Annotated in this window: 27 protein-coding genes; 10 read left to right on the top strand and 17 right to left on the bottom strand. The window is 71.0% G+C overall.

Annotation, left to right across the window (positions count from 1 at the left end):
* The first annotated feature begins 27 nt into the window (after positions 1-27).
* The gene (locus AB0J97_RS04130; RefSeq protein WP_357702340.1) at positions 28-1,374 is read left to right on the top strand and encodes an NERD domain-containing protein; all 1,347 of its coding nucleotides are present in this window, start codon (positions 28-30) and stop codon (positions 1,372-1,374) included.
* 8 nt (positions 1,375-1,382) lie between these two features.
* Here AB0J97_RS04130 and AB0J97_RS04125 read toward each other — a convergent pair whose 3' ends face one another.
* Positions 1,383-4,064, bottom strand: a complete 2,682-nt coding sequence (locus tag AB0J97_RS04125) for a BTAD domain-containing putative transcriptional regulator (RefSeq protein WP_364084165.1) — start codon at positions 4,062-4,064, stop codon at positions 1,383-1,385.
* 115 nt (positions 4,065-4,179) lie between these two features.
* On the opposite strand from AB0J97_RS04125, the gene AB0J97_RS04120 reads away from it, so the two are divergent.
* Positions 4,180-5,088 (top strand): M23 family metallopeptidase, encoded by a 909-nt coding sequence (locus AB0J97_RS04120; RefSeq protein ID WP_357702336.1) that lies wholly within the window; start codon positions 4,180-4,182, stop codon positions 5,086-5,088.
* A 6-nt stretch (positions 5,089-5,094) separates the two neighbouring features.
* Here AB0J97_RS04120 and AB0J97_RS04115 read toward each other — a convergent pair whose 3' ends face one another.
* Positions 5,095-5,910, bottom strand: a complete 816-nt coding sequence (locus AB0J97_RS04115; RefSeq protein WP_364084162.1) for an FKBP-type peptidyl-prolyl cis-trans isomerase — start codon at positions 5,908-5,910, stop codon at positions 5,095-5,097.
* Positions 5,911-6,005: 95 nt separating this feature from the next.
* On the opposite strand from AB0J97_RS04115, the gene AB0J97_RS04110 reads away from it, so the two are divergent.
* The gene (locus AB0J97_RS04110; RefSeq protein WP_364084159.1) at positions 6,006-7,052 is read left to right on the top strand and encodes a DUF2293 domain-containing protein; all 1,047 of its coding nucleotides are present in this window, start codon (positions 6,006-6,008) and stop codon (positions 7,050-7,052) included.
* On the opposite strand, the gene AB0J97_RS04105 is transcribed toward AB0J97_RS04110, so the two are convergent.
* Positions 6,947-7,414, bottom strand: a complete 468-nt coding sequence (locus AB0J97_RS04105; RefSeq protein ID WP_364084156.1) for an inositol oxygenase family protein — start codon at positions 7,412-7,414, stop codon at positions 6,947-6,949. The genes AB0J97_RS04110 and AB0J97_RS04105 overlap by 106 nt on opposite strands.
* 64 nt (positions 7,415-7,478) lie before the next feature.
* Between AB0J97_RS04105 and AB0J97_RS04100 the strand changes: the two genes are divergently transcribed.
* Complete coding sequence (locus AB0J97_RS04100; RefSeq protein WP_357702328.1) at positions 7,479-7,853, top strand: MmcQ/YjbR family DNA-binding protein; 375 nt, start codon at positions 7,479-7,481, stop codon at positions 7,851-7,853.
* On the opposite strand, the gene AB0J97_RS04095 is transcribed toward AB0J97_RS04100, so the two are convergent.
* From AB0J97_RS04095 to AB0J97_RS04065, 7 genes are all read right to left on the bottom strand, one after another.
* Positions 7,833-8,441 (bottom strand): LysE family translocator, encoded by a 609-nt coding sequence (locus AB0J97_RS04095; protein ID WP_364084153.1) that lies wholly within the window; start codon positions 8,439-8,441, stop codon positions 7,833-7,835. The genes AB0J97_RS04100 and AB0J97_RS04095 overlap by 21 nt on opposite strands.
* Positions 8,442-8,712: 271 nt before the next feature.
* A complete protein-coding gene (locus AB0J97_RS04090; RefSeq protein ID WP_364084150.1) occupies positions 8,713-9,924 on the bottom strand; it encodes a serine hydrolase domain-containing protein in 1,212 nt (403 codons plus the stop codon).
* Positions 9,925-10,047: 123 nt separating this feature from the next.
* Entirely contained in the window at positions 10,048-11,244 is a 1,197-nt protein-coding gene (kynU, locus tag AB0J97_RS04085) for a kynureninase (RefSeq protein ID WP_364084147.1), read from the bottom strand.
* A 118-nt stretch (positions 11,245-11,362) separates the two neighbouring features.
* Positions 11,363-11,878 carry a 3-hydroxyanthranilate 3,4-dioxygenase gene (locus tag AB0J97_RS04080; protein ID WP_357702320.1) on the bottom strand — a complete coding sequence of 172 codons (516 nt, stop codon included), beginning with the start codon at positions 11,876-11,878 and terminating at the stop codon, positions 11,363-11,365.
* A complete protein-coding gene (locus AB0J97_RS04075) occupies positions 11,875-12,300 on the bottom strand; it encodes a RidA family protein (RefSeq protein WP_357702318.1) in 426 nt (141 codons plus the stop codon). Before AB0J97_RS04075 ends, AB0J97_RS04080 begins: the two co-directional genes overlap by 4 nt.
* Positions 12,297-13,094: a fumarylacetoacetate hydrolase family protein gene (locus AB0J97_RS04070; RefSeq protein WP_357702316.1), complete on the bottom strand. Its 798-nt coding sequence runs from the start codon at positions 13,092-13,094 to the stop codon at positions 12,297-12,299. Before AB0J97_RS04070 ends, AB0J97_RS04075 begins: the two co-directional genes overlap by 4 nt.
* Entirely contained in the window at positions 13,087-14,496 is a 1,410-nt protein-coding gene (locus AB0J97_RS04065; RefSeq protein ID WP_357702314.1) for an aldehyde dehydrogenase family protein, read from the bottom strand. The genes AB0J97_RS04070 and AB0J97_RS04065 overlap by 8 nt, the downstream gene beginning before the upstream one ends.
* 199 nt (positions 14,497-14,695) lie before the next feature.
* Here AB0J97_RS04065 and AB0J97_RS04060 point away from each other — a divergent pair, with 199 nt between their 5' ends.
* The 3 genes from AB0J97_RS04060 (at position 14,696) to AB0J97_RS04050 (ending at position 16,498) form a co-directional block, all read left to right on the top strand.
* Positions 14,696-15,238: a VanZ family protein gene (locus AB0J97_RS04060; protein ID WP_364084141.1), complete on the top strand. Its 543-nt coding sequence runs from the start codon at positions 14,696-14,698 to the stop codon at positions 15,236-15,238.
* Between the two features lie 153 nt (positions 15,239-15,391).
* A complete protein-coding gene (locus AB0J97_RS04055; RefSeq protein ID WP_357702310.1) occupies positions 15,392-16,144 on the top strand; it encodes a GntR family transcriptional regulator in 753 nt (250 codons plus the stop codon).
* 123 nt (positions 16,145-16,267) lie between these two features.
* Complete coding sequence (locus AB0J97_RS04050) at positions 16,268-16,498, top strand: hypothetical protein (RefSeq protein ID WP_357702308.1); 231 nt, start codon at positions 16,268-16,270, stop codon at positions 16,496-16,498.
* 157 nt (positions 16,499-16,655) lie between these two features.
* Here the strand turns inward: AB0J97_RS04050 and AB0J97_RS04045 are convergent, their stop codons facing one another.
* Positions 16,656-17,690, bottom strand: a complete 1,035-nt coding sequence (locus AB0J97_RS04045; protein WP_364084137.1) for a hypothetical protein — start codon at positions 17,688-17,690, stop codon at positions 16,656-16,658.
* 147 nt (positions 17,691-17,837) lie between these two features.
* Here AB0J97_RS04045 and AB0J97_RS04040 point away from each other — a divergent pair, with 147 nt between their 5' ends.
* Positions 17,838-18,359: a gamma carbonic anhydrase family protein gene (locus AB0J97_RS04040; RefSeq protein ID WP_357702304.1), complete on the top strand. Its 522-nt coding sequence runs from the start codon at positions 17,838-17,840 to the stop codon at positions 18,357-18,359.
* On the opposite strand, the gene AB0J97_RS04035 is transcribed toward AB0J97_RS04040, so the two are convergent.
* Positions 18,331-19,212, bottom strand: coding sequence for a hypothetical protein (locus tag AB0J97_RS04035; protein WP_364084134.1), 882 nt, complete (start codon positions 19,210-19,212; stop codon positions 18,331-18,333). The two genes, AB0J97_RS04040 and AB0J97_RS04035, sit on opposite strands and share 29 nt — an antisense overlap.
* A 74-nt stretch (positions 19,213-19,286) precedes the next feature.
* Between AB0J97_RS04035 and AB0J97_RS04030 the strand changes: the two genes are divergently transcribed.
* Positions 19,287-20,615, top strand: a complete 1,329-nt coding sequence (locus AB0J97_RS04030) for a hypothetical protein (RefSeq protein ID WP_364084246.1) — start codon at positions 19,287-19,289, stop codon at positions 20,613-20,615.
* A 214-nt stretch (positions 20,616-20,829) separates the two neighbouring features.
* The gene (locus AB0J97_RS04025) at positions 20,830-20,991 is read left to right on the top strand and encodes a hypothetical protein (RefSeq protein ID WP_020540796.1); all 162 of its coding nucleotides are present in this window, start codon (positions 20,830-20,832) and stop codon (positions 20,989-20,991) included.
* A 118-nt stretch (positions 20,992-21,109) separates the two neighbouring features.
* Here the strand turns inward: AB0J97_RS04025 and AB0J97_RS04020 are convergent, their stop codons facing one another.
* The 5 genes from AB0J97_RS04020 to AB0J97_RS04000 form a co-directional block, all read right to left on the bottom strand.
* A complete protein-coding gene (locus AB0J97_RS04020; RefSeq protein ID WP_352327377.1) occupies positions 21,110-21,391 on the bottom strand; it encodes a metal-sensitive transcriptional regulator in 282 nt (93 codons plus the stop codon).
* A gap of 29 nt (positions 21,392-21,420) precedes the next feature.
* Positions 21,421-22,488 (bottom strand): glycosyltransferase, encoded by a 1,068-nt coding sequence (locus AB0J97_RS04015; protein WP_364084131.1) that lies wholly within the window; start codon positions 22,486-22,488, stop codon positions 21,421-21,423.
* Positions 22,485-23,279, bottom strand: coding sequence for a hypothetical protein (locus tag AB0J97_RS04010; protein WP_357702297.1), 795 nt, complete (start codon positions 23,277-23,279; stop codon positions 22,485-22,487). The genes AB0J97_RS04015 and AB0J97_RS04010 overlap by 4 nt, the downstream gene beginning before the upstream one ends.
* Positions 23,280-23,426: 147 nt before the next feature.
* The gene (locus tag AB0J97_RS04005) at positions 23,427-25,526 is read right to left on the bottom strand and encodes a (Fe-S)-binding protein (RefSeq protein WP_364084128.1); all 2,100 of its coding nucleotides are present in this window, start codon (positions 25,524-25,526) and stop codon (positions 23,427-23,429) included.
* Between the two features lie 126 nt (positions 25,527-25,652).
* Positions 25,653-26,237: a TetR family transcriptional regulator gene (locus AB0J97_RS04000; protein ID WP_357702293.1), complete on the bottom strand. Its 585-nt coding sequence runs from the start codon at positions 26,235-26,237 to the stop codon at positions 25,653-25,655.
* Between the last annotated feature and the right edge of the window lie 8 nt (positions 26,238-26,245).

Genomic DNA, 26,245 nt, shown 5'->3' with positions numbered 1-26,245 from the left:
ACAGAGAACCGTGGGAGGATAGGCGCCATGGCACAGATCGTCGGCGGAGGACGGCCGGTCAACGACGCCGAACGGCGCGTGATCTCCTACTTGCGCGACCACGCCCCCGCCGACTGGCTGCTGCTCCACAACGTCGAGGTCCCCCGCGGCGACGACGTGTTCGAGGTCGACCTGCTCGTGCTGACCGGCCACTCGCTCGTGGTCGTCGACGTCAAGGGCACCCGCGGGCGCATCGAGGTGTCGGGCACCCGCTGGTACCCGCCGCGCAGGGAGGCGTTCGGCTCGCCGGTGACCAAGCTGCGGGGCACGGCCAAGGCGCTCAAGGGCCTGCTGGTGTCCAGGGCCACCCAGCTCGAACGCGTCTACGTCGACAGCCTGGTCGTGCTCACCTCGCCCGACGCCGAGCTGGTCGACCAGGCCGGCCGCGACGCGCCCAACGTCACCGACCTGCCCGGCCTGGTCGCCACGCTGGGCGACGTCTCACGGGTCAGGCGGGGGTGCAGCCCCGACGCGCGCCCCTACCTGACGGCGGTGCTCGACGCGCTCAACCAGACCGTGCGCCGCAGCACCGCGCCGCCCAGGTTCGGCAACTGGGAGGTCGAGGAGCAGCTCGGCGGCGACGCCAAGATCACCGAGTACCGCGCGTTCAACGCCACCCTGCCGGGCAGCGAGACCGTGCTGCTGCGGGTCTACCAGGCCGACCCGCTGGCCGACCACGAGGCGCGGGCCGCCGAGCGCCAGCGCATCGCCAACGCCTACCAGTCGCTCGCCCGCATCCCGCCCCACCCGTGCGTCGTGCGCTCGCGCGACTTCTTCGCCATCGACGACGAGAGCCGGTTCGTGCTGGTGCTCGACGACGTCCACGGGGAGGCGCTGCACCTGTCGCTGGGCAAGGGGGCCAGGCTGGGCGTGATCCAGGACCTGCTGCGCGGGCTCGCGCACGCGCACGCCAACGGCGTCGTCCACCGGGCGCTCACGCCCGGGTGCGTGCTGGTCACCGACGACGGGCACGCGGTGCTGACCGGGTTCGACTACGCCAAGCCGGGGCCGCGCAACTACACGGTCGCCCACGAGCTGGGCAACGTGCTCGACGCCCATTACGTGGCGCCCGAGTGCCAGGAGCGTCCCGACCGGATGACCACCGCGTCCGACGTCTACGCGGCGGGGGCCATCGCCTACCAGTTGCTCACCGGGGAACTCCCGACCAGCGCCGACGCCCATGGTCCCGACGTGCCCGACGTGGTGCGCCGGATGCTCGACCACGCTCCCGCCAAGCGGCCGAGCGCGGCCGAGGCGCTCGACGCGCTCCAGGGCGTGCCGTTGCAGCAGTCGCGGCTGCGGCGGCTGGTCCGCCGGCTGGTCTCCGGCCCGTGACACCCTCGTCAGGCCGGCAGGCTGCGGCGCAGGGCGCTGGCGTGCCTGAGGTAGTCGAGGGCCAGGCCGGTGCGCCCGGCCGAGCGGTGCAGCTCCCCGAGTAGCTGGGTGGCCGCCGCCTCGCCGCTGCGGTCGCCGAGCTCCTGGAAGACCTCCAGCGAGCGTTCGAGGCCGGTCGAGGCGCGGGTCAGGTCGCCGCGCGCCGCCTGGAGACCCGCCAGGCTCTGCAGCGCGTACGCCCCGCAGTGGCGGTCGCCGAGCGACTCGAAGATCTCCAAAGCGTGCCGGTGGAACGACATCGCCTGGTGCAGGTGGCCCATCTGGAGGCACACGCATCCCTCCCGGTGGGCGTCCCCGAGCTCCTGGGCCAGCCGCATGGCCTCGCCGAGCGACTCCGCCGCCCGGACGAGGTCGCCCGAGTTCAGGCAGGCCCGTCCGATGGCCTGGTGGGCGAACGCCTCGCCGTGCCGGTCGTCCGAGGCCACGAACATGGCCAGCGCGCGGCGCAGGTGCGCGAGCGACCGGACGTGCCGGCCGCGGAACTGACTCACGGCGCCGAGCCCGCAGACGGAGGTCGCCTCGGCCCTGACGTCCCCCAGTTCGTGAAAGATCTGGCGGGAGAGGGTGAAGCCCTCGGCGGACTCCTCGTACCGGTCCTGGTACAGGCTGACCTGGGCCAGGCCCCTGAGCATGGCGGCCTCGCCGTACCGGTCGCCGGCGGCGCGGGCGGCGGCCAGGGCGACGGTGTGCGTACGGCGCCAGGTGCCGAGGTGGCAGTGCAGATCGAGGTAGGGCACCATGGCGGCGGCCAGCCCCCAGGCCGACTCGGCCAGGCCCAGCTCGGCCGCCAGGTCCACGGCTCCGGCCAGCGCCTCGTGCTCGGACTCGAACCAGCTGATCGGGTCGGCGGTGAGCCGGTCGAGCGTGCGCGCGGGCAGCCGCCACCTGGCCGCCCTGGCCGCGGTGAGGCTGAAGACGGTGGTGGGCAGGCGGGCCATGGCGTGCTCGGTGGTCGCCGTCCAGGCCGCCAGCACCCGGGCCAGCGCGGCACGGTCGGGGCCGCGTTCGCGCGCGTGCCTGCCGACGAGGTCGGGCACCCGGTAGCGCGGCTGGCCCACGTCGTCGGTGCCGACCGGGTCCAGCAGGTGGACGTCCACGAGCAGGTCGGTGACGTCGTGCGCGCCGTGCCGGCCGAGCGCGGCGTCCACCACCCAGCCCGGCTGCGCCCCGGCGGCGGGCCCGAGGACGCCGAGCGCGCTCAGCGTACGGGCAGCCTCCGCCGGCAGCCTGCGGTAACCGGCGTCGAGGCAGCCCCGCACCTCCTTCAGCTCGGCCAGCCAGTCCTCCTCCAGCCGTTCGCGCAGCACCGACAGCGACCAGCCGGGCCGGCCCGCCAGCCGGGCTCCGGCGCTCCTGACCGCCAGCGGCGACCCGCCGCAGAGCGTCACGACGGCCAGGGCGTCGGCCGGTTCGCGGGCCACCCGTCCGGCCCCGGCGACGCCGCCGAGCAGCGTCAGCGACTCCTCCGGCGACAGCTCGCCGAGCTCGACGCGCAGCGCGCCGGGCAACTCGGTGATGCGCCGCCTGCTGGTCACGATGACGGCGCTCTCGTTGCCGGGGAGCAGCGGGCCTACCTGGGCGGCGTCGCGGGCGTCGTCCAGCACGACCAGCATCGGGCGCTCGGCCAGCAGCGACCGGAACAGCGCCGACCGCTCGCCGGGCGTCGGCGGCGCGCCGGTCACGCCGAGCGCCCGCAGGACCTCGGCCAGCAGCTCGCCCGGCGCCCTGCCGCCCAGCTCCAGGTAGAGCTGGCCGGCGGGGAAGGCCGCGCGCAGGCGGTGGGCGGCGTGCACGGCCAGGGCCGACTTCCCCACGCCGGGCGGGCCGGAGATCACCGCGACCGAGAACGTCCCGCCCAGCGCGGCGAGGGGCGCGGCCCTGCCGATGAAGTCCGGCAGATCGGGCGGGAGCTGCCGGGGCACGGCGGGCGCCGCGCGTCCCTCGTCGGCCAGGATCAGCTCGTACGCACCGCGCAGCTCCGCCCCCGGCTCGACGCCGAGCTCGTCCACGAGCTGGTCGCGGACCGCCGCGTACGTGCGCAGCGCCTCGGCCTTGCGGCCCCCGCGATGCAGGGCGAGCAGCAGCCGGCCCCACAGGTCCTCCCGGTAGGGATGCTCCGCCAGCAGGCCGCGCAGCTCGTCGGCCGCGCCGTCGTGGTCGCCGGCCTTGAGCCGCCGCTCGATCAGGCACTCGGCGGCCCGCAGCCGCAGCCGGTGGAGGTGCTCGATCCGGCGGTCCCAGACCGGGCTGCCGGGCAGATCGCTCAGCGGCGCGCCGCGCCACAGCGCGAGGGCGTGGCCGTACTCGCCGCGGCCGGTCAGCTCCTCGAACAGGCGCAGGTCGAGGGCGTCGTCCGCGACGTCGATCGTGTAGCCCGCCCCGGCGGCGCGCAGGCCGACCGGCCCGAGCTGGGACCTGAGCGCGCTCACGTAGGTGCGGACGTTGGCCAGGGCCGAACGCGGGGGCCGCCCCGGCCAGAGCACCTCGGCGAGCCGGTCGGCGCCGACCACCTGCCCGGCTTCCAGCAGCAACGTGGCCAGCAGCATGCGGGGTTTGCCGCCGGAGATCCGTAGAGGGCGGCCGCCGGAGCGGATCTCCAGCGGCCCGAGGACGTGGAAGGTGACCGTCATGACAGCATCAGCCCCTTTACGGGAGATCTGACAGCTCTTTGTATCGGTTCTGGATGATTCTTGTGCGGCCAATGCGGACTCTGGTGTCACAGATCCCACTGGAAAGGATCACCCCATGAAGCTCAGCCGATCAATGGTCGCGGGCCTCGCATTGTTACTCGGCCTCGGTACGACGACCCCCGCCTTCGCCGACCCGGAACCGGAGTCCGCGCAGGCGCAGCTCCTCGCGACGAACTTCCAGATGCCGTTCCCCTGCGGCCAGACCTGGACCGGCAACTCCAGCGGGAGCAGCGCCCACCAGTCGTGGGAGATCGACTTCAACCGGGGCAGCACGGCCGACGCCGACCTCGGCGACCCGGTGGTGGCCGCGGCGTCGGGAACGGTGGCGATCTCGGCGCACCAGGGCTCGACCAACGGCTACGGCAACCTCGTCAAGATCGACCACGGTGGCGGCTGGACCACCTACTACGCCCACCTGAACACCCGGCTGGTCAGCGCCGGCCAGTCCGTCTCGCAGGGCCAGCAGATCGGCACGGTCGGCAACACCAGCAAGCCGGGCAACAACATCAGCCCCCACCTGCACTACGAGGTGCGCCTGGGCACCAGCTACCCGTCGAACATCCAGAAGGCCGTCTTCAACGGCGTCACCTTCGGCTACCCGGTCCAGACGGTGACCTCGAAGAACTGCGGCGGGTCCGCCAACCCGTACACGCCGCAGGAGGCCTGCGGCTCCGGCTACGACGTGATCGACTCGGCCGGGCTCGGCGCCGACGGGACCGTCTACCTGCTCTACAACAACTCCAACGGCAACAACTGCGTGGTCACCATGAAGGCGAAGTCGCTCGGCACGGCGACCGCGACGACCGCCTACCTGGAGGTGCAGGGCAGTACCAGGAAGACGGACTCGGGCAACTACGGCTACTACGCCGGCCCGGTCTACGCCGCCGCCGCGAACACGTGCGTCAAGTGGGGCGGCAAGGCCGGCGCCTCGGCCTACGACAGCCCGTTCGAGCACTGCGGCTGAGACGGCTCAGGCAGGCGTGATCGTGTCGAGGACGTCGATCACGTACAACATGGGCCGCTCCCCCGGGGAGCCCACGGCCAGCCGGCTGCCGACCTGCTGGCCGACCAGGGCCTCCAGCCAGGCGGGCGGCACCGAGCCCGGCTTGAGCGTGAAGGCGCTCGGGCCGCCCCTCCGGTAGGACGAGTCCACCACCGAGCGGGACGGCCAGGACGCGGCCACGTACTGGATCACCACCTTGGAACCCGCCGTGACGTCCCGCCCCGAACCGTCGATGAGGGTCCGGGGCGCGGAGTCCGGCCGCAGGTCGGGCGGGATCGCCGGCAGGGCCCGTCCGACGAGCCGCGCGTCGGGCGGGTAGCCGCCGAGGATGTCGAAGACCACCACCAGCGTGTCGGCCGGCGAGACGCCGGTCAGCGGCACGTTCGGGCCCAGGGCCTCCGACGCCGGGCTGACCAGCATGACCCGGCTGCCGGCCGGCCTGCCGATGAGCGAGGCCCGCCAGGTCTCGGAGACCTGCCTGCCGTCGAAGACGACCGTGGTGGGCTGGTTGCCGTCGTAGGTGCTGAGATACGGCTTGTTCCCCGACCATCGCCGGATGTCCACGTCGGCGAGCACGACGTCCCCCGGGACCGTACGCCGGCCGTTGCCCATGGAGAGCACCGTGATCCGCGGCGTGCGTCCCGGCTTCCCCCGAGGTATGGCGACGATGGGCTTGCTGCCGAACGCACCCGTCACGACGGGCTGGGAACCGTCCTCGGCGACGCCACACGAGGTGGCCAGCATGAGTACGGCAGGCCAGAGCAGGCGCACGATTTCCCCCAAGATGCCAGATCCGAAGGGGTTACTTGCCGCAATAGCCAAAAGGAAAGCTGCGGGTCTCGCCATCTCACGACAAAGGGCGCGGGAGACTGGACCGCGTGAGCAAGCCCAACCTGGCCCACAGGGTCGCAGCAGCAGCCGAGATCGCGTTGACCAGCCGCCACTACGTGACGTTCATCGACGTCGTGACGGGGTTGCGCTGGCTGCACTCCCGGCACGTCGACCTCTGGCGGCAGGGCCGGGCCGGCACGCTGGCCGAGCTGGCCGCGGTCGACGAGGAGCGCCTGCTCGCCACGGCCGGGCTACTGCGGGAATGGGCCCTGGCCAAGGGGCTCAAGCCGGTGGACACGCCGTACGTGGCCGGCACCCGCGACCGGCGCGACCTGCGCTTCACGTCCGGGCACGGGCAGGACGCCTTCCGCGTCCACTGGATCTCGCCCGACCTGAGCGAGGCCAGGGTGCGGCGGTTCACCGAACGGCAGAGCAAGGCGCCCGACCTGGTGGCGGTGGCCTCGCAGGAGCCGTGGAGGTGCGCGTCCTGCGGTGACACCGGGCCGTACCTGATCATGGAGGACGACCTGCCCCACTGCCTGAGCTGCGCCGACATGGACCACCTGGTGTTCCTGCCGTCGGGGAACGCGGCGCTCAGCCGGCGGGCCAAGCAGGAGAGCGGGCTGTCGGCGGTGGTCGTCCGGTACAACCGGCGGCGCAAGGTCTACCAGCGTCAGGGCGTCCTCGTCGAGGAGGCCGCCCTGACCGCGGCTGAGGAGCGCTGCCTGGCCGACGAGGAGGCGCGTATGCGCCGCCGGGAGCGCGACCAGGAGCGCAGGGCCGAGCAGGACGTCGGGTTCCAGGCGGCGATGGCGGCCGAGATCGCCCGGCTGTTCCCGAGCTGCCCGCCCGAGCGGGCCCACGAGATCGCCGAGCACGCCGGCCAGCGCGGCAGCGGCCGGGTGGGCCGGACGGCGGCGGCCAAGGCGCTCGACGAGAACGCCATCACACTGGCGGTGATCGCGTCGGTCCGGCATCTCGACACCGACTACGACCGCCTGCTCATGTCGGGCGTCCCCCGCATGGAGGCCCGCGACCGCATCAGGAACGCCATCGAGGCCAAACTGACGGAGTTCCGGCGACCGTCCCGGTGAGCGATCGTGGGCAGGCTCACCGGGTTCCGGCGAGCGTGTCGATGATCGGTCGCCAGGTGGTCAGTTCGACGAGGGGTGGGCGGGTCAGGCCGACCACCTTGCCCAGGTCGTCGGCGCGGCGCAGGGCGACGGCGGCCGGGCCGTGCGGCGTGGCCGGCCTCGTCGCCCGGGGCCAGCAGGTGCCCGAGGTCGTGCACCAGCCCGGCCACCTGGAGCTCGCGGTCGCCGGGGTGCCGATCGCGCAGCACGGCGGCCACCTGGAGGCCGTGGTCGAGCAGCGGCACGGGGTCGCCGGTACGGTCGGGGGCGTCCCAGGCGTCCTCGCACCGGGCCAGCAGGTCCATCAGCTCGTCGACCGTCACGTCACCAGCCTCCCGCGCCGCCGGCCAGTGCCGCCAGGCGGGACTTTTCGATACCGTCCATCGCATGGACGACTGGCACACCGTACGGGAGGAGCTGCGGACCTTCGCGCTGGGCCTGCCCGAGACCCACGAGGACCATCCGTGGGGCGAGACGGTCATCAAGGTCAACAAGAAGGTCTTCCTGTTCCTCGGCCTGGACGAGCAGACGGAGAAGTGGGACCCGACGTTCGGCGTGAAGCTGCTGTCGGAGGCGCACGGCCACGCGCTGACCGTCGAGGGCGCGGCCCCCAGTGGCTACGGCCTGGGCAAGGCCGGCTGGGTGACCGTGCCGTTCCTGTCGGCGCTGCCCGAGACCGACGTGCTGCTCGACTGGGTGGAGGAGAGCTACCGGACCATCGCCCCGAAGCGGGCGGTCAAGCTACTGGACGGCGAGCCGTAGCGCGAAGGCGACCAGCAGCACCCCGGTCACCCGCTCGACCCTGGCCCGCACCCGCGGCCTGCGCAGCAGCGCGCTCACCCGGTCGATGATCACGTTGTAGAGGCTGAACCAGAGCACGTAGAGCACGGCGATGATGCCCGACAGCAGCAGGGCCCGTCCCAGGGTGTCGCCGTGGCCGGGCAGGAACTGCGGCAGCCAGGTCACGAAGAGCAGCAGCACCTTGGGGTTGAGCAGGTTCGACAGCAGCCCTCTGCGTACGTGCACGAGCGGCGAGCCGGTCGGGGGCGCGGCGGCCTCCACGACCTTGGTCCGGTTCCGGCTGGACAGCAGCGCGTGCACCCCGAGCCAGAGCAGGTAGCAGATGCCGAGGGCGCGTACCACGGTGAAGGCGGTGGGCGAGGCGACCAGCAGCGCCGACAGGCCGACCGCCGCGGCGGCGGCGTGCACGGAGAGGCCGAGCAGGCCGCCGAGCATGGTCAGCAGGCCGGCCACGCGGCCGTGCGCGAGGGAGTTGCGCATGATCAGCGCGGCGTCGGGGCCGGGAATCATGATCATGATGAGCGTCGTGACCGCGAAGGTCAGCAGCATGGCGGGGGTCTCCCGGAGCCGAGGGCGCGCTCCCGCCCGACCCGCCGGGTGTGCGGAGGTCGCACGGTCACGCGGGCGAACATCGTCAGTGCCTTGTGGGCACTGACCATGATACTGGGACCAGTTTGCCCAAACACGCCAGGGCGGCCGATAAGGGATCTCTCCGGCGAAAGCCACCCTGGGCGCCCTGACGGGCCCCTACCGGGCGAAGACCGGGGGGCCCTACTGGGCGAAGAGCGCGGGCCTCTGCTGGGCGAAGGCCGCAGGGCCCCTACTGGGCGGAGGTTGCGGGCGCCTCTTTGGCGAAGGCCGCCAGCGCGACGCCGATGCCGCGCTCGTTCTGGCCCTGGGCCTTGGCGTCGGTGGAGTTGATCGAGTAGATCACGACGCGGCTCAGGTCGCGGGTGGCGCCGATGCCGGTGGAGCTGCCGTACCGGGCGCCGGTCTTGCCGTACGCGACGATGCCGCCGGGCAGCACCAGCTCGGTCAGGCCGGAGGTGTAGTGGGCCGGCTCGTCGTCGGTGCCGAACATGGTGACCTTCGGCACGGTGAACATCAGCTCCAGCTGCTCGGCGGGCACGAGTCCGCCGCCGAACAGCGCCTTGGCGAACTTCTCCAGGTCGGCGGTGGTGGAGATGAGGTCGCCCGAGGCCCAGGTCGAGGTGACCTCCATCTCGGTGACGTCCACGACGTACCCCTTGCCGTAGGCGAAGGAGTCGGGGAAGCCCTTCGGGACGACCTGGTAACCGCTGTTGTGCCGGCCGTGGACCTTGACGGACGCGCCGGGGAAGTAGCTCTGGTTCATGCCGAGCGGGCGCAGGATGCGGTCGCCCACCTCCCGCTCGTACGACCTGCCGGTGACCTTCTCGATCAGCAGGCCCTCGACGAAGGTGTTGACGTTGAGATAGTGCTGCTTGGTCCCGGGGGTGAACTCGATCGGGTTGAGCACGGCCTGGCGGACGTACTCCTTCGGGGTGATCGTCTTGAAGCGGTCGGCGTAGACCCGCTCGAAGCCGCCCTCCGACTTCGGCGCGGGCAGGCCGCTGGTGTGGTTGAGCACCTGGGACAGCTTGACCGGCGGGTAGTCGGCCGGCAGCAGCCCCGGCAGGTAGTCCTGGACCGTGCGGTCGAGGGAGAGTTCGCCCTCGGCCACGAGCTGGAGCACGACCGCCGTGGTCAGCACCTTGGTCACGCTGCCCGCCCGGAACCTGGCCCCCTCCCGGGCCGGGTGCTTCCCGCGCAGGTCGGTCACCCCCGAGACGCCGCGCCACGAGCCGGCCCAGCCGCTCACCCTGACCTCGGCGGCGGTGGCGTCGGGCGCGGGCAGCCCGGCGATGCTCTTCCGCAGCGCCGTCTCGTTGATCGGCGGCACCTGCACGGTGACGGCGCTGTGGGAGCTCGCCTGAGTCTGGGCCAGGGCGGGGGCGCTGACGGTCAGGGCGGCCAGAGCGAGGACGGCGGCGGCGATACGCGTGCGCTTCATGGGGGATCTCTCCAGGTCACATCGGCTTTCGATGGGACAATCCTGGCTGGCGACCCCCCGGCGGCGGATCGCCGACGACGGCGATCTTCCGCCTCGCTCTCAAGAGGGAGAGGACTCGCCCGATCAGGTGACCGCGAGCCGCCGGGCGTACTTCTCGTCCCGCCACAGCTCCTTGTCCAGCACCTCCAGCAGCGTGGCGGCCGCGTCGTAGACGTCCGTGTAGCCGATGTAGAGCGGCGCGAAGCCGAACCGCAGGACGTCCGGCGCACGGAAGTCGCCGTGCACGCCCCGGTCGATGAGGGCCCGCATGACGGGGTAGCCGTCGGGGTGGTGGAAGCAGACCTGGCTGCCGCGCGACTCCGGCTCGGCGGGCGAGGCCAGCTTGAGCGCGTCGCCGACGAGGTCGGCGAAGAGCGAGGTCAGGGCGATGCTCTTGGCCCGCACCTGCGCCATCGGCACCCGCTCCCACACCTCCAGAGCCGCCTCCAGCGCCGCGAACGACACCACGTGCGGCGTGCTGACCGCGAACCGCCGGATGCCCTCGGCCGGGCGGTAGCCGGTCTCGAAGGCGAACGGCTCGGCGTGGCCGTGCCAGCCGGACAGCACGTTCTCGGCGGTGGCGTGGTGGCGCGGGTTGACGTAGAGGAAGGCGGGCGCGCCCGGCCCCGCGTTGAGGTACTTGTACGTGCACCCGACCGCGAAGTCGGCCGGCGACACGTCCACCTCCATGGCGCCGACGCTGTGGCACACGTCCCAGACCATGAGCGCCCCGGCCGCCTGGACCTGGGCGGTCACCGAGGGCACGTGCCGCCTGGCGCCCGTCCGGTAGTCCACCTCCGACAGCAGCACCACGGCCGCGTCGTCGAACCGGCCCTCGGCATAGTCGCGCACCTCGTAGTCGCCGAGCAGCCGGGCCAGGCCCTGGGCGATGTAGTGGTCGGTGGGGAAGTTCCGGGGGTCGGAGACGATCACCTTGCGGCCGGGGCGCAGCCGTACCGCGGCGGCCAGCGCCTGGTAGGCGGCGATCGTGGTGGTGTTGCCCACGACGACCTGGCCGGGGCCGGCCCCGATCAGCGGCGCGATCCGGTCGCCGGCGGTCAGGGGCTGGTCGTACCAGCCGGCCGCGTTCCAGCCGCCGACGAGCTGGCCGCCCCACTCGTCCACGACCGTGCGGCGCACCCGTTCCGCGGCGCGGCGGGGCATCGCGCCGAGCGAGTTGCCCACGAGGTAGACGACCCCTTCGGGCAGGACGAACTCGTCCTTGAACGGCCGCAGCGGATCGTCGGCGTCGAGGGCGAGGCAGGCGTCACGGTCCAGCACCGGTTGCGCTCCTTACAGGGGTGAGATGGTGGCAATTATCCGGTTTACACCATTCTGGCGCTGGTTGACGTACCAGTTCTGCACCGGATCGTGTGCCCGATCTCCGTGGCCAGTACGCCTAGCCCTTGCCGGGGTGCAGAGCACCGCACCGGTCGCACGTACGGGCCTTCTCGTCAGCGTAGAACGCCTCGAAGACCGGCGGCAGGTCCTTGACGATGTCGCGCACCTGGAGCTCGACCTCGTGGACCTTGGCGCCGCACTCCATGCAGTACCACTGGAACCTCTCCAGCTCGCCCTCGGGCCGGATCCGCTCCACCACCAGCCCGACGGACCCCTCCTCGGGGCGCTGCGGCGAGTGGGGCATGCGCGCCGGCAGCAGCCACATCTGCCCCTCGCGGACGTGCACGGTCTCGGGGCCGTTCTCGGTCACCACGTTGACGTGCATGTTGCCGCGTACCTGGTAGAACAGCTCCTCGTACGGGTCGACGTGGAAGTCGGTCCTGGAGTTGGGCCCGCCGACCACCATCACGATGAAGTCGCCGGCGCCCTCGAAGACCACCTTGTTGCCGACCGGCGGCTTGAGCAGATGGGCGTGCTCGTCGATCCACCTGGTGAAGTCAATGGGGGGAATCATGATCGCTCCTGTGGATGGTAGGCGACGGCCTGCATCTCGATGAGCAGGTGCGGATGCGGGAGCTGGTGCACCGCGACCGTGGTCCTGGTGGGACCCTCCTCGTCGAAGAATTCGGCGTACACCTCGTTGTAGCCCTTGAAGTCGTTCATGTTTACCAGGTACGTGGTGATCTGTACGAGATCAGCCAGCGAGCCTCCGGCGGCCTTGAGCAGGTCGCCGATGTTCTCGATGACCGCCCGCGTCTGGGCGCGGATGTCCAGGTCGGTGACGCCGTACCGGTCGGCCTGCGCGCCCGCGAAGGTGCCGTCCGGCCTGCGGGAGCTGGTGCCGGAGACGTACAGGAAGTCGCCCGCGCGTCTGACGTGCGGGAAGCGTCCCCGGGGCACGGCCTTGCCGGGGACGGTGACGGCCTCGCGGCTCATGCGCCGAACACCGCCCGCACCGATCCGAGCCCCTCGATCCTGGCCTCGAACACGTCCCCGGCCTCGACCGGCACCACCGGGCCGAGCGCGCCGGTCAGGACGACGTCCCCGGCGCGCAGCGGGTGGCCGGCACCGGCCAGTGCGCCGGCCAGCCAGAGGGCGGCGTTCAGCGGGTTGCCCATGCACGCGGCCCCCGACCCCGAGGAGACCTCCTCGCCGTTGCGCGTCATCGTCATCGCCGCCGTGCCGAGGTCGAGCGCCGTCAGCTTCTTCGGCGTGCCGCCCAGCACGTACGCGCCGCCGGAGGCGTTGTCGGCGACCGTGTCGGCGATCGTGATGTCCCAGTCGGCGATGCGCGAGTCGGCGATCTCGATGGCGGGCAGCGCGAACTCCACCGCCCTGATCACGTCCACCAGCGTGAACGGCCCCTCGGTCAGGTCCCGGCCGAACACGAGCGCGACCTCGGCCTCGGCGCGCGGTTGCAGGAACCGCTCCACCCGGACGGGCCGGCCGTCGAGCTCGGCCATGTCGGCGAAGAGCATGCCGTAGTCGGGCTGGTCGATGCCGAACTTCTGCTGCAGCAGCGGGTTGGTGGCGCCGATCTTCCTGCCGACCAGCCGCCGGCCTTCCTCCAGCGCCCGCCGGGTGTTGATCTCCTGCACCGCGTAGGCGTCGGCCACCGTGGTGATGAGGTCCCTGAGCGGCGCGCAGGGCTTGCCGGTACGCGCGGCCTCGACGAGCCGATCGGCGGCCTGCCCCCGGGTGTCGACGGCCAGGGACCATTCGTCATGCATCGGGTTGCTCCAGTTTGATGGTGATCGTGGTGGGCTCGGAGTAGAAGTCGAGCGACTGCGTGCCGCCCTCCCTGCCGATGCCCGACAGCTTCACGCCGCCGAACGGAGTGCGCAGGTCGCGCAGGTACCAGGTGTTGACCCAGACCAGCCCCGCCTCCAGGCGCTGGGCCACGCGATGGGCGCGGTCGAGGTTGGCGGTCCAGAGGGTGGCGGCCAGGCCGTACTCGCTGCCGTTGGCCAGGTCGACGGCCTCGGCCTCGCTGTCGAAAGGAGCCACGTGGCACACGGGACCGAAGATCTCCTCTCGATTGAAACGGGACCACTCCGATAACCCTGTCATTACCGTTGGTTCCACGAAATATCCGGTATCGCGGTGATCGCCGAACGTGGGGACGCCTCCTCCTGTGAGCACCTTGGCTCCCTCCGAGCGGGCCAGGGCGTAGTAGGACAGCACCTTCTCCCGGTGTCCGGCCGAGATCATCGGCTGCAGCTCGACCTCCTGTGCCCGGGACGCGAGCCGGCCGCAGAAGTCATCGAAGATCGTCCGCTCGACGTAGAGCCGTTCGGTGCACAGGCACACCTGGCCGCCGTTGGTGAAGACCGACTTCACCGTCCCCTCGACGGCCCGGCCGAGGTCGCAGTCCTCGAAGACCAGGCCCGCGTTCTTGCCGCCCAGCTCGAACGAGATCGGCTTGACCCGGTCGGCGGCCGTCTTCATGATCTGCGTCCCGGTGGCGGTCGAGCCGGTGAACGTCACGCCGTCCACGCCCGGGTGCTCGACGAGGAGCTGGCCCGCCGGGCCGTGCCCGAAGATGATGTTGACCACGCCCGGGGGCAGGCCGGCGTCGGCGCAGATCTCGGCGAAGACCGCGGCCGAGCCGGGCGTGTGCTCCGACGGCTTGACCACCACGGTGTTGCCCGCGACCAGGGCGGGGGCGAGCTTCCACGTCATGAGCAGGAACGGCAGGTTCCACGGCACGATCACCGCGACCACGCCGAGCGGCCTGCGGACGGTGTAGCTCAGCACGCCGGCCAGGTGGAAGGCGTCGTCGGGGCGCTGGGAGGCGATCTCGGCGAAGGCGCGGAAGTTCGCGATGCCACGCGGGACGTCGAGCGTGCGGGTCTGGCCGAGCGGTTTGCCGGTGTCGGCGATCTCGGCCGTGACCAGGTCGTCGAAGCGCACCTCGATGCCCTCGGCGAGGCGGCGCAGCCAGCCGGCCCGTTCGGCCACCGGCAGCCCCGCCCAGTCGCGCGCCGCCTCCCTGGCCGCGCGCACCGCCCGGTCGACCACCTCCGGGTCGGCCTCGTGGACCTGTCTGATCACCCCGCCCGTCACCGGGTCGTGGACCGGGAACGCCTTGCCCGCCGCCACCGGCAGCCCGCCGATGAAATGGGTCAGCACAGCAGCCTCCTCTAGCCTCACTCCCCGGTATAGATCGTCGGGCGACGGTGAGACAACAGTCCGGCGGGAGCGGGAAGCGCGCCGGGCCGTCATGCCCCGGTGGCGACGGTGACACTGAGCCACCCCTCGGCCGGCGTCCGGGAGGGCCTGTCCGTACGGACATCTTCCGGTACCCCTCGGCTCCCGAGATGATGACCGAATGGCGCGCACATGGGAGCTGTGGGGAAATATCGTTATTGCTGGTGTTTTAGCGCTTCCGGTGGCCCTGCTGGCCAGCATGGCGCTCGCCCGCCACCGCGCCCGCGCCGGGCATCCGGCGCCGCTGCGCACCTCGCTCGCCGACGTCGGCATCGCCGTCGGGACCGCGCCCTGGATCTGGATGATCCTCACGCCGTCCACCGGTCGGGCAGGGGTCGGCCTCGTCCCGTTCGCGGACCTCGCCGATCTCGTCGGGGCGTCGTGGGAGACGGTGTTGGTGCAGGTCGGCGGCAATCTGCTGGTGTTCGCCGCGCTGGGGGCGCTGCTGCCCGTACGCACCGCCGCGATGGCCTCCTACGGCCGGGTCGCGGCCGTCGCGGCGGCCCTCTCGATCACGGTCGAGTTCCTCCAGTACGCCCTGAGACTGGGCCGGTTCTCCTCCGTGGACGACGTGATCATGAACACCGCGGGCGCGGTGCTCGCCGCGTCGGTTACTCGCCGCTGGTGGGCCCCGCGAATAGCGGCCAGGACCGTTCCACGATAACGGCCTGCATAAACGTCCTCCACTTCATCACACAGGCACGATCAGCTCAAAAGAAGCTCGGGACCAACCTCTGTATCTGTGCGATCGTGGACAAGACGGGGCAAGTTCTCTGGAGACGCCACAACCTGGTTGGTGACAGAGGGTGATCGAAACGTGTCTGAATCCCCGGTACCCCACGAGCCTCCTATTTATCGCCGCATCGCCGACGGCCTCCGCTCCCGGATCCTGTCCGGCGAACTGCGCGACGGGGACCGCCTACCGGGCGAGAACGCGCTCATGGCCGACTACGCAGTCGCACGCGCCACCGCCAGGCAGGCGCTTGCCGTACTGATCAACGAAGGGCTGGCGGTGCCCAAACGAGGCTCGGGGGTCTACGTGCGCCTGTTCAAACCGATCCGCAGGCACGGCTCGCGCCGCCTGTCACGAGAGCAGTGGGGTCAGGGGCGTGCCATCTGGGACGCCGACACCCGGGGCCGTCCGTTCACCGTGGACCAGGTGGAGGTGGTGCTGGAGCGCGCCCCGGAGGAGGTGGCGGACGTCCTGGAGAGCGGCGAGGTATGGGTTCGTCGGCGTCGCTACTCGGTGGACGGCCGGCCCGTGCAGCTGGCGACCTCCTCCTTCCCCGCCCGGCTGGTCCAGGGCAGCGCCATCACGCTGCCCGACAGCGGACCGGGCGGCGTCTACGCCAGGCTCGGCGACCTGGGCCTGCCCCCGGCCCACTTCACCGAGGAGGTACGTGCCCGCATGCCCGGCCCCCGCGAGACCGGGCTGCTCGACCTGCCCGGCGGCACCCCCGTCATCGTCATCGCGCGCACCGCGTACACGGCGGGCGGCCTGCCCGTCGAGCTCAACGAGATGGTCCTGGACTCGGCGGCGTACGTACTCCAGTACGACTTCGACGCCTAGTTCACGATCTGTCAAGCGATAGGTGGACCTGTCCACACCGATCATTGAATTCTCTAGAGAAGTCCCTCATCTTCTAAGGAGATGGAACCGTTCAGGAGCGTGGGGCCCGGGAGAGGTGTGCAGATGTCCGTCGACCGGCATCTTGCCGAAATCGCCCGAGAGTACCCCAAGTGGACCATCTGGCGGAGCGACGCGGGCCGCTGGTGGGCCACCCGGCACCATCCGCTCGACGCGGCGCAGCGCGAGGCCGGATGTGCGACGACCATCGACGCCGACGACCCGGACGGTCTGCGCGACCAGCTCCGGGACCAGGAGGAGCGGACCGGCCGGCGGGCCGGCCCCGCCCCTCCCTGACGCGGGCCGTGGAGCGTTCCCCGGCCCGCACACGAGCAGCCCGGTGCCGGGTCCAGCGTCTCGGCGGCCCCGGTACCGGGCCACCAACGGGGCCACGTACGCGGAAGTCTCCGACCCTATCGGGGGCGGGGGCTTCCGCTCCCCGCCCCCTCACCCTCTACGAGTGGTACTCGCCCAGCCGCAGGATGTGCACGTCGGTGTCGTCGGAGACGCCCTCCTTCGGCTTCTCCTCCTCCTCTTCGACGATGACCCGCACGTCGTCCTGGACGGAGAACTGCGGGACCGGCTGCGGCGCGGCCTCGATGGCGGGCTCGGGCGTGCGCGCCGGGACGGCCGCGGGCTGCTGGGCGGCCGGCACGGGCGGCAGCGCCGACTCCGGCACGAGCTGCCCGGCCCCCGCCTCGGTGCGCATGAGGTCGCCGAGCACCGAGCCGATCTCGGTCAGCCGCCGCACGACCTCGGTGTGGGTGTTGGTCAGGTACTCCACCCGGCGGCCGGCGTGCTCGTCGAGCGAGGCGGTGCGCTGACGCGCCGCGGCCAGCATCGACTCGGCCTCCGCGTGCGCCCCCGACAGCAGCTGCTCGGCCTGCCCGTTGGCCGTCGCCATGACGCGCTCCGCCTCGGCGTGCGCGCCGCCGAGAACCCGCTCGGCCTCGGCGTGCGTCTCGCGCAGCAGGCCCTCGGCCTCGGCGCGGGCCGACCCCAGCTGCTCCTCCGCGTCGGCGCCCGCCTGGGCCAGCATGCGCTCGGCGGCCTGCGTGGCCTCGGCCACCCGCCGCTCGGCCTCCGCCTGAGCCGAGGTCAGCATCTTGTCGGACGTCTCGCGCGAGGTCGTCACCAGCCGCTCGGCCTCCGCCCTGGCGCTCTCCCGCACGGCGGTGGCCTCGGCCTCCGCGTCCGCGCGCTTGGCCGCGGCCTCCTCCTCACCCAGCTTGAGGATCTGCGCGAGCCTCGGGCTGAGGTCCTCGTAGCTCTGGGGCGCCTCGACCATCCGCCGCCTGGCCTCCGCCAGCTCGACCCGGCCCTGCTCCGCCTGGTCGATCGCCCGTGCCAGCCGCTCTTCCAGATCCCGGATCTGGTTCCGGGTACGGATCATGTAGTCGTGCACCTGACGGCGGTTGTAGCCGCGCATCACGACTTCGAAGGTGTCCTCTTGCATCAGATCGGGAATGCTCTCGTGCTGGTTTGTCATGGGGGTTACCTAAGGGTTTGCGTGAGGCGGGGGAAAACTGCGAGTTGTGAGGGTCTGACGACGAGACGTCAGGAAACGACTTTCCTGCCATCTGCCCACGTCCGCAACCGGAACGCCACACCTGAGGCGGGAATTACGATTGGACGAATGTACATAGCAGCGTTGGACAACGGGGCGGTGCCGGACCTCCATCCGGAGGCGTACATCGCGCCCGGCGCCGTCGTGGTCGGAAGCGTGCGGGTGGGCCGGGCGTCCAGCATCTGGTACGGCTCCGTTCTCCGAGGGGACGACGAGCGGATCGAGATCGGCGAAGAGTGCAACGTACAGGATCTGTGCTGCCTGCACGCCGACGCGGGCCAGCCGGCGATCCTTGAGGACCGGGTCAGCCTGGGCCACAAGGCCATGGTCCACGGCGCGCACGTCGAGACCGGCGCGCTGGTCGGCATCGGCGCGATCGTGCTGGGCGGCGCCCGGGTGGGCGCGGGCACGCTGGTTGCGGCCGGCGCGCTGGTGGGCCCGGGCAAGAAGATCCCGTCCGGGGTGCTGGTGGCCGGCGTGCCCGGCAGGATCGTGCGCGAGCTCACCGACGACGACCGGGCCTCCTTCGCCCGCACGCCGGACAACTACATGGCCAAGGCGATCAGGCACCGGCAGGCGTCAGCAGTTTGATCAGGACCTGGTCCGACACCGAGGCGGTGTTGAGCGGGTCTGCGTAGTCCGGCAGCTCGGGGCGGAGGAAGCGGACGAAGTCGACGGTCAGCTTGAGGTCGGGGGTGCCCTTGATCTGCTTGGCGTTGGCCTTGGCGGCGTCCTTCTTGAGCGTGCCGTAGCTGTCCCAGTCGGTGTAGGCGGTGACACCCCATTGCAGCACCTCGGGGAGGTTCGAGGGCCAGCGCCTGGCCACCTTCCAGGCGCCGCCGTCCTCCTTGTAGAGCGCGACGGCGACCCGGCCCAGCCTGGCCAGCACGAGGTCCACCCAGCCGCTCTTGACCGCCGTCTCCAGCGGCTTGGAGCTGCCGTCCAGGGTGAACTTGGCCTCGACCTGCCCGGCCGCGTCGGCGGTGCCGGTGGTGACGGACATCCAGTTGGGCTTGTCGTACGTACCGGGCTGGCGGGCCATGAGCCCGCCGAGCGAGAACTTGCGCGCGGGCCTGCCGCCCTTCGCGCCGGTGACCTTGACCCGGGCGTGCATGACGATGTCCCCGGCCAGCTCCTGGTAGACGAACGGGCCGCGGAAGCCGTCGTACCAGGTGGAGGTCTTGGGCTCCAGGTAGAGGGCGCCCTTGGCGGTCTTGTTCACGTCGAGCTTGGCGATCCTGTCGACGTCCTTCTCGGTGTCGCTCAGCTTGCTCCACACGGCCAGCTCCGCGGCGTCGGCGAACTCGCCGGAGGCCGACCCGACCTCGCCGCCGGGCGTGGGCGCCTGGGCGTTCTGGACGGTCAGCACGCCGGGACCGGTGGGGGTGGGCGGGGCCTCGGCCGCGAGTCCGCAGCCGCTCACCACTCCAGCCACCGCCAACACCCCTGCCACCTTTGCCCTCATAGCGGACATTCTGCCGTGAAATGCCGACAGGTAGAGTCCGGCAGGCCAGTACGATGACGGCCGTGCGCCCCTGGGATGCGTTCACCTCGACAGAGGCGGAGGTCCGCGCGATGGTCGCGGACCCGCGCTGGCAGGGCCTGTCCGTGCCCGACCGCGCGCACGTCCTGGCAGCTCGGGTCCTGGTGACCCCCGACGGCGACCGCTGGCTCCACGGCGCGTACGCGCGCTGGTACCTGCACGACCCAGGCGACGGCCGCTGGCATCCCGCGCCGCCCCCCAGGGGCGAACGGGCCCGCAAGGTGGGGCACGTCACAGCGGCATTGCCGGACGAGGTGGTGCCCACCGGGCCCGACTTCGCCGCCGAGCCCGGCTCGACCCAGGCGTTCATCGGCCCCGACGTGCCGCGGGCGGTGACCGAGCAGATCGCCGAGACGGTCCGCGGCGCCGGCCGCAAGTCGGAGCTCGACTACCCGCTGACCGCCTTCGGCGAGATCTTCGCCGCCGACGTGCCGAGCACGGTCGCCGCCGTCTGGGGGACGATCATGTGGTGCGCGTACGCGCCGGCCTTCGACGGCAACGAGCGCCTGATCACGCTCTTCGGCGAGTACCTGCGCCGCTCGCTGCCCGGCGACGAATGGGTGCGCTGGCTGCCCGCGCCGCCGCTGCTCGACCTCGTCACGCTGGTGTCCGAGCGCACCCGTGCCGGCCGCCCGCGGGCCGCGCTCCGGCTGGCCGCGCTGATCGCCGACACGGCCCAGGTGCTGCTGTCCGACATCCGGTTCAGGCCGCGGGCGCTGGCGCTGCTCACGATGGTGGAGCCGACGCTGCGCCGGCCCGGCCGCGACGACGCCGCGGCCGCTCGGGGCGACGACGCCGTACGCCGGGTCTGGCTGGACCGTTGCCCGCCGCGGCTGGCCCTGGCCCTGCTGCCGGAGACCGATCCCGGCGCCTGCTTCGCCCACTCGGTGTACGACCTGGTCGAGGCGCTGAGCTTCGTGGGCGACGCGTCGGGGGCGGCGGCGGCGTACCTGGCCGATCTGTCCGATTCCAGGAGGATGTTGCCCGAGCGGCTGAACCACCGGCTGCGGCGGGCGTACGGGGAGTTGGAGCGTGCCGGGCTGACGGGCACCTCGGCGGCCGAGCGCACCGAGCCGGAGGGCTTCGCCGTACGTCCGGGCGGGGAGCCCGTGCCGCAGGCGGCGGTGGTGACGCCGCCGGACCGGGAGAGCAAGGCGGCCGTGCTGGGCGCGGCGTACGCCACGTGCCTGGCGTGGAGCCGGCTGACCGGGGCCAAGGTGCCGCAGCATGGCCTGGCGGGCCAGAGCGCGCTGGTCCGCGAGCTGATCCACGAACGCGACGATCACCACATCGGTCACACGTAACCCACTATTACCGTAATTTCACCCTTACTACGCCCATATCCCCGTATCACTTCAGTCACCGGGCAATTCGCTGAATTGTGATCTCGACTTCGGGAAATGATCCCTGTGGGGCCCCCGTGACGCCGAAAGGAATGACTCCGATGGGCCATGTCGCAGGAAGGGCGCTCGCCGTAACCTCGTAGAGGGTGTGGGCTGCGGAAGGAAGGACGACGCGGTGGGGCACGACGACCTGGACTCTCGGGTCCACGACCGTGTCGCGTTGGACGAGATTGCGCTCTACGCCGAGGTGCTCACCGCCGTCGCTGTCAGCGAGCGGCGGCTGACCTTGGACGAACTCGACGACGCGCTCGGATTGCGGACTTCGGCGAGTCGCTGAAGACCATCGAAAATTACCTGTCCCGGGCTCCGATGGGGTCCGGGACAGTCGTTCCCGGGGATTCCAGGTAACTAGTCAATCGAGGGTGTCTCTCTCCTACGTATGGAGGAGGACGGCCCTATGACTTGACCAGGCGGGCGATGGCGGCCGACGCCTCCTTCACCTTCGCCTCGGCCTCCGGGCCGCCCGTGTTGATCGCGTCGGCGACGCAGTGGGAGATGTGCTCCTCCAGCAGCCCGAGCGCCACGGCCTGAAGGGCCCGCGTGGCCGCGGAGACCTGGGTGAGCACGTCGATGCAGTAGGCATCGTCGTCGACCATGCGCTGCAGGCCCCTGATCTGGCCCTCGATTCGCCGGAGGCGCGTCAGATATGCCTGCTTGTCTCCGCTGTACCCATGCATGCTTCTACGGTACCCGTAACCCGTATGAGCTAGCGGAGATCTGAGAGCAGCTTCTCCCACTGTTCGGCGACTTCCTCGGCCGAATGGCGTACGGCGGTGTCCAGAGCACCGGCCGCGAGCGAGCGACGGCGGCGCTCGTCGTCGATGAGCGCGAGCAGCGCGCCCGCGAAGTGCTGCGCCTCGCTCTCGCTCTCGGGCACCAGCACGCCGTTGTAGCCGGTCGCCACGAACTCCCTGGGGCCTCTCGCGCCCTCGAAGGCCACCACCGGCACCCCGCACCCCATGGCCTCCAGCACGGTCATGCCCAGGTCTTCGCTGCGGGAGGGGTTGGCCACGATCGACGCCTTGGCGAACTCCCCCGCCAGATCGGGCGTGACGCCCATGAAGTAGACGTGGTTGTGCAGGTCGAGCTCGCCCACCAGCGACCGCAGCCGCCGCTCCTCGGGGCCGCCGCCGTACAGGCGCAGCCGCCAGTCGGGACGTTTGTCCGCCACGATCGCGAACGCCCTGATCAACCGGTCGTACGCCTTGACCGACACCCACCTGCCCCCGGCCGCCACGATCCGGTTGTCCATTCGCGAGCGCGGCCACGGGCCACCCGGCAGCGCGTCCGGCACGGAGTGGACGTCGAGCCCGCCGCCGAGCAGCCTGACCCATTCCTCCTGGGCCGACTCCGTGGCCGTCACGACCGCGTCGAGGCGCGGGTAGAGCCGCTGCACCGGCCCGGGGACGGCGGGCCGCCCCCACTCTCTGGCGATCTTGAGGGTTTCACGTGGAGCATGCCGCGCCACCTGGACGCCGATGCCCGGCCTGGCGGTGATCACCACGTCGGCCCTGAGCCCGCGCAACATCCGCCAGAGCGCCATCTCGGTGCGCATCTGGCCGCGCGGCAGCAGGTGGCGCACCCCGGGACGGGCGTCGACCACGCTGCGCATGGCCACCTTGGCGCCGATGGGGAAGAACGGCTTCTCCTTCTGCCGCCTGACGCTGACGACCTCGACCTCGTGCCGCTCGGACAGGGCGGTGGCGAGGTTGAGCATCGCGCGCACGTCGCCGCGCATCCCGTACGCCGAGGCGAGGACCAGGCTGACCTTCATCCGCCCACCTCGATGCGCAGCTCGTCGTCGGCGGTGTAACTGGGCCGGACGGGCACGCCGTCGATCTCGGCCGACGGATAGTGCAGCCGTCTGCGTTTGCCGTCGACGTCGTCGAGCCAGGCGCCCAGCCGCAGCGGCGTGGGCACGCCCTCGACCTCCAGCGCGGGTTCCCACGTGCCGGCCGTGTCGGGATCGGCCTCGACCACGTTCACCAGCGACACCGCCGCGTGGAAACGCACGCCCTGGACGGTGGCGGTGGACGACACCCGTTCCCTGGTCGGCCGGCGGTCGAGGGTGAGCGTGGCCTCGCGGCGCGCGTCGTCGTCCTCCAGCCCGGTGTACGCCAGCAGCCCCGTCACCTCGAACCGGCCCTCCCTGAACCAGATCGCCCGCACCTCGGCCACCGGCGTGGCGTCGGCTATCTTCAGGGCCAGAAACCCGTTCCGGGTCCGGTACGACCGGTAGGCCAGCGTCCGGCGGCACAGCGCGTACGCGTCGAGGTGGTCGAGCGAGAACCCGGGATCGACGCTGCGCAGTCTGCTGCGGCCGCCCTCGTGCCGCAGGTAGGCGTCCCATCGGCCGGCGGTCAGCTCCAGCGGCGCGAGCGAGACGGCCAGCGTGGCCTCCCGCGTCCGGCTTCCCGTCCGGCCCAGACGCACGTCGCGCTCGACCCCCGTGGCGCGATGGCGCAGGACGAGCTCGGTGCCGTCACCCAGGGGCTCGTCGATGGCGAGTCGCAGGGAGAGCACGTCGGCCAGGGTGACTTCGGCGTCCGTGACCACGACGCGCATCACTAGCCCCCTCCCCGTCGAATAAGGCCATGCGACGTTGAGGTTACCGTGATTTTCCCGTTATGTGGATGGGAGATTTCCTGGGCATGGCCTCGTGACGTGCGGAACTCCTCTACAGAGCCTGTAGAGGAGTCCGACTTTTCGAGGTCAGGAAGCGCCCTTGACAGATTTGATCAAGAGCTGCGCGACGTCCACGACTTCCAGCGTTTCCTTGGCCTCGCCGTTGTTCTTCTTCTCGTTGATCGCGTCACCGAGCATCACCATGCAGAACGGGCACGCGGTCGAGACGGTGTCGGGATTCGTGGTCAGCGCCTCGTCGACCCGCTCGGTGTTGATGCGCTTGCCGATGCGCTCCTCCATCCACATGCGCGCGCCGCCCGCGCCGCAGCAGAAGCCGCGGTCCTTGTGGCGGTGCATCTCCTGGGTCTGCACGCCGGGCACCTTCGACATGATGTCGCGGGGCTGGGAGTAGACCTTGTTGTGGCGGCCGAGGAAGCACGGGTCGTGGTAGGTGATCTTCTCCTCGATCGGCGTGACCGGGGTGAGCAGGCCTTCGTCCACCAGCTTCGACAGCAGCTGCGTGTGGTGCACGACCTCGTAGGTGCCGCCGAGCTGCGGGTACTCGTTGGCCAGCGTGTTGAAGCAGTGGGGACAGGTCGCGACGATCTTCTTGACGCCGGCCTCGTTGAGCGTCTCGATGTTCTGCTGGGCGAGCATGTTGAACAGGTACTCCATGCCCAGGCGGCGGGCCGGGTCGCCGGTGCACGCCTCCATCGGGCCGAGCACCGCGAACTTCACGCCCGCGATGTGCAGCAGCTCGGCGACCGCCTTGGTGGTCTTCTTGGCGCGGTCCTCAAGGGCGCCCGCGCAGCCCACCCAGAACAGGTACTCGGCGTCCTCGGGCATCTTCTCGTCGACCAGCTCGACCTCGAAGTCGAGCTCCTCGATCCAGTCGGCCCGCTTCATCTCGGACATGCCCCACGGGTTGCCCTTGTTCTCCAGGTTCTTCACCATCACCCCCGCCTCGGACGGGAACGACGACTCCACCATGACCTGGTAGCGGCGCATGTCGAGGATGTGGTCGATGTGCTCGATGTCCACCGGGCACTGCTCGACGCACGCGCCGCAGTTGGTGCACGACCACAGCACGTCGGGGTGGATGACGCCGTCCTCGCCGACGAGCGGCTTCTCCAGCAGCGCGAGCACGTCGGTGCCGGCGTGCTCGTTGCTCGCGGCCATCAGGTACGGGGCCACCTTGAAGGCGTGGTCGCGCTGGTCGAGGATGAGCATCTTCGGCGAGAGCGGCTTGTCGGTGTTCCAGGCCGGACACTGCGACTGGCAGCGGCCGCACTCGGTGCAGGAGTAGAAGTCGAGGAAGCCCTTCCAGGTGGTGTCGCCGATCTTGCCGCGGCCCAGGCGTTCGGCGTCGAGCTCCTCGTCCTCGAAGTCGACGAGCTTGCCGTCGACGCGCAGCTCCGAGGCGGCGCCGAGGCCGTTGGGACGCCGGGAGAAGAGCACGTTGAGCGGCGCGGTGAAGATGTGCAGGTGCTTGGAGTTCACCACGATGACCAGGAACACCAGCATGAAGCCGATGTGCAGGAGCAGCGCGATCTCCTCCAGCAGCGGGCTCGCCGGCAGCGCGTCGCCGAGCGCCAGGGAGACGAAGGCGCCGGAGGAGTAGGGGAAGTTGCCGTTGGCCGCCGAGGCGCCGCGGGCCAGGAACAGCGTCCAGATGATGTTGAAGATCATGAACAGGACGAGCCACGCGCCGCCTAGGTGCGAGCCGGAGAAACGCGACTTGCGCCCCAGCGTCTTGGGCGAGTTCTTGACCCGGATGATCGCGAAGGCGACCAGCCCGAGCAGACACGCGACCGCGATGAAGTCCTGGAGGAAGCCGAGCACGCCCCAGGTCCCGATGAGCGGGATGTGGAAGTCGGGCTCACCGGTGATCGCGCCCTGGATGATCGCGCCGTACGCCTCGATGTAGACGGTCAGCAGGATGAAGAACGCCCACATGACGAAGAAGTGGGCGATGCCCGAAGGCGTCCACTTCAGCAGCTTCTTCTGGCCGAAGACCTCGACGAGCTGGGCCTTGAGCTCATCGGCGGCGTGCTCCTTGGCGTACTCGACGCGTTCGGGCGCCGGCGGCCCCGAGGTCGCCAGCTTGAACAGGAACAACACCCTGCGGCCGGCGACGGCCACCGCCAGGACGGTCATGACCAGCCCGATGATCGCTACCCAGAGCACGGGGTCCTCCCACAGACGACGATGGCTGCCAGCATACGGACACGCGTTTCCAGGAATCTTACCGGCCAGTAACTTCCCGGGACGACACCTATACCCTAAGGTCAGTGCCCTATACCGAACAATGCTCTACGCCGTGAAGTACCTCTGGATGGTCGGCGCGATCAGCTCGACCAGCTCTTCCGGGTCCGCGCCGGCCAGTGGCTCCAATTTGATCACGTAGCGGGCCATGATGAGGCCGTACATCTGGGCGAACGCGGCCTCGATCCGCAGGTGCGGCACGCCGAGACTGTCGGCCACCTGGAAGAGCAGGGCGTTCGTGATGAACTCGCGGAACATCGCCGCGGCCTGCTCGTTCGTCAGCGCCGAGCGGATCAGGGCGATCATCGGCTCGCGGGTCTCCGGCTCGGCGGTCACGCCGAGGATCGTCCGCACCAGCCGCTCGCCGATCTCCTCGCGCGGGCCGTCCAGCAGCATCGGGACGATCTCGTCGGGGGTGATCGGCAGTTGCAGGGCCGCCGCGAACATGCCCTCCTTGGTCTCGAAGTAGTGGTGCACCAGAGCCGGGTCGACCTTGGCCTCCCGCGCGATCCCGCGCACCGTGGCCTTGTCGAAGCCCTTCTCGGCGAACACCCGCCGCGCCGCCGCCAGGATCTCGCCGCGCGTGTCGGCGGACCCGGGCCTGCGTCCGGGCCGCCGTCGTACGTCGGTCATGGCCGCGC

The organism is Nonomuraea sp. NPDC049607 (genome assembly GCF_040675375.1).
Lineage (GTDB): Bacteria > Actinomycetota > Actinomycetes > Streptosporangiales > Streptosporangiaceae > Nonomuraea.
The sequence above is the reverse complement of the archived record's forward strand: the minus strand, read 5'-3'. Positions and strand labels throughout refer to the sequence as shown.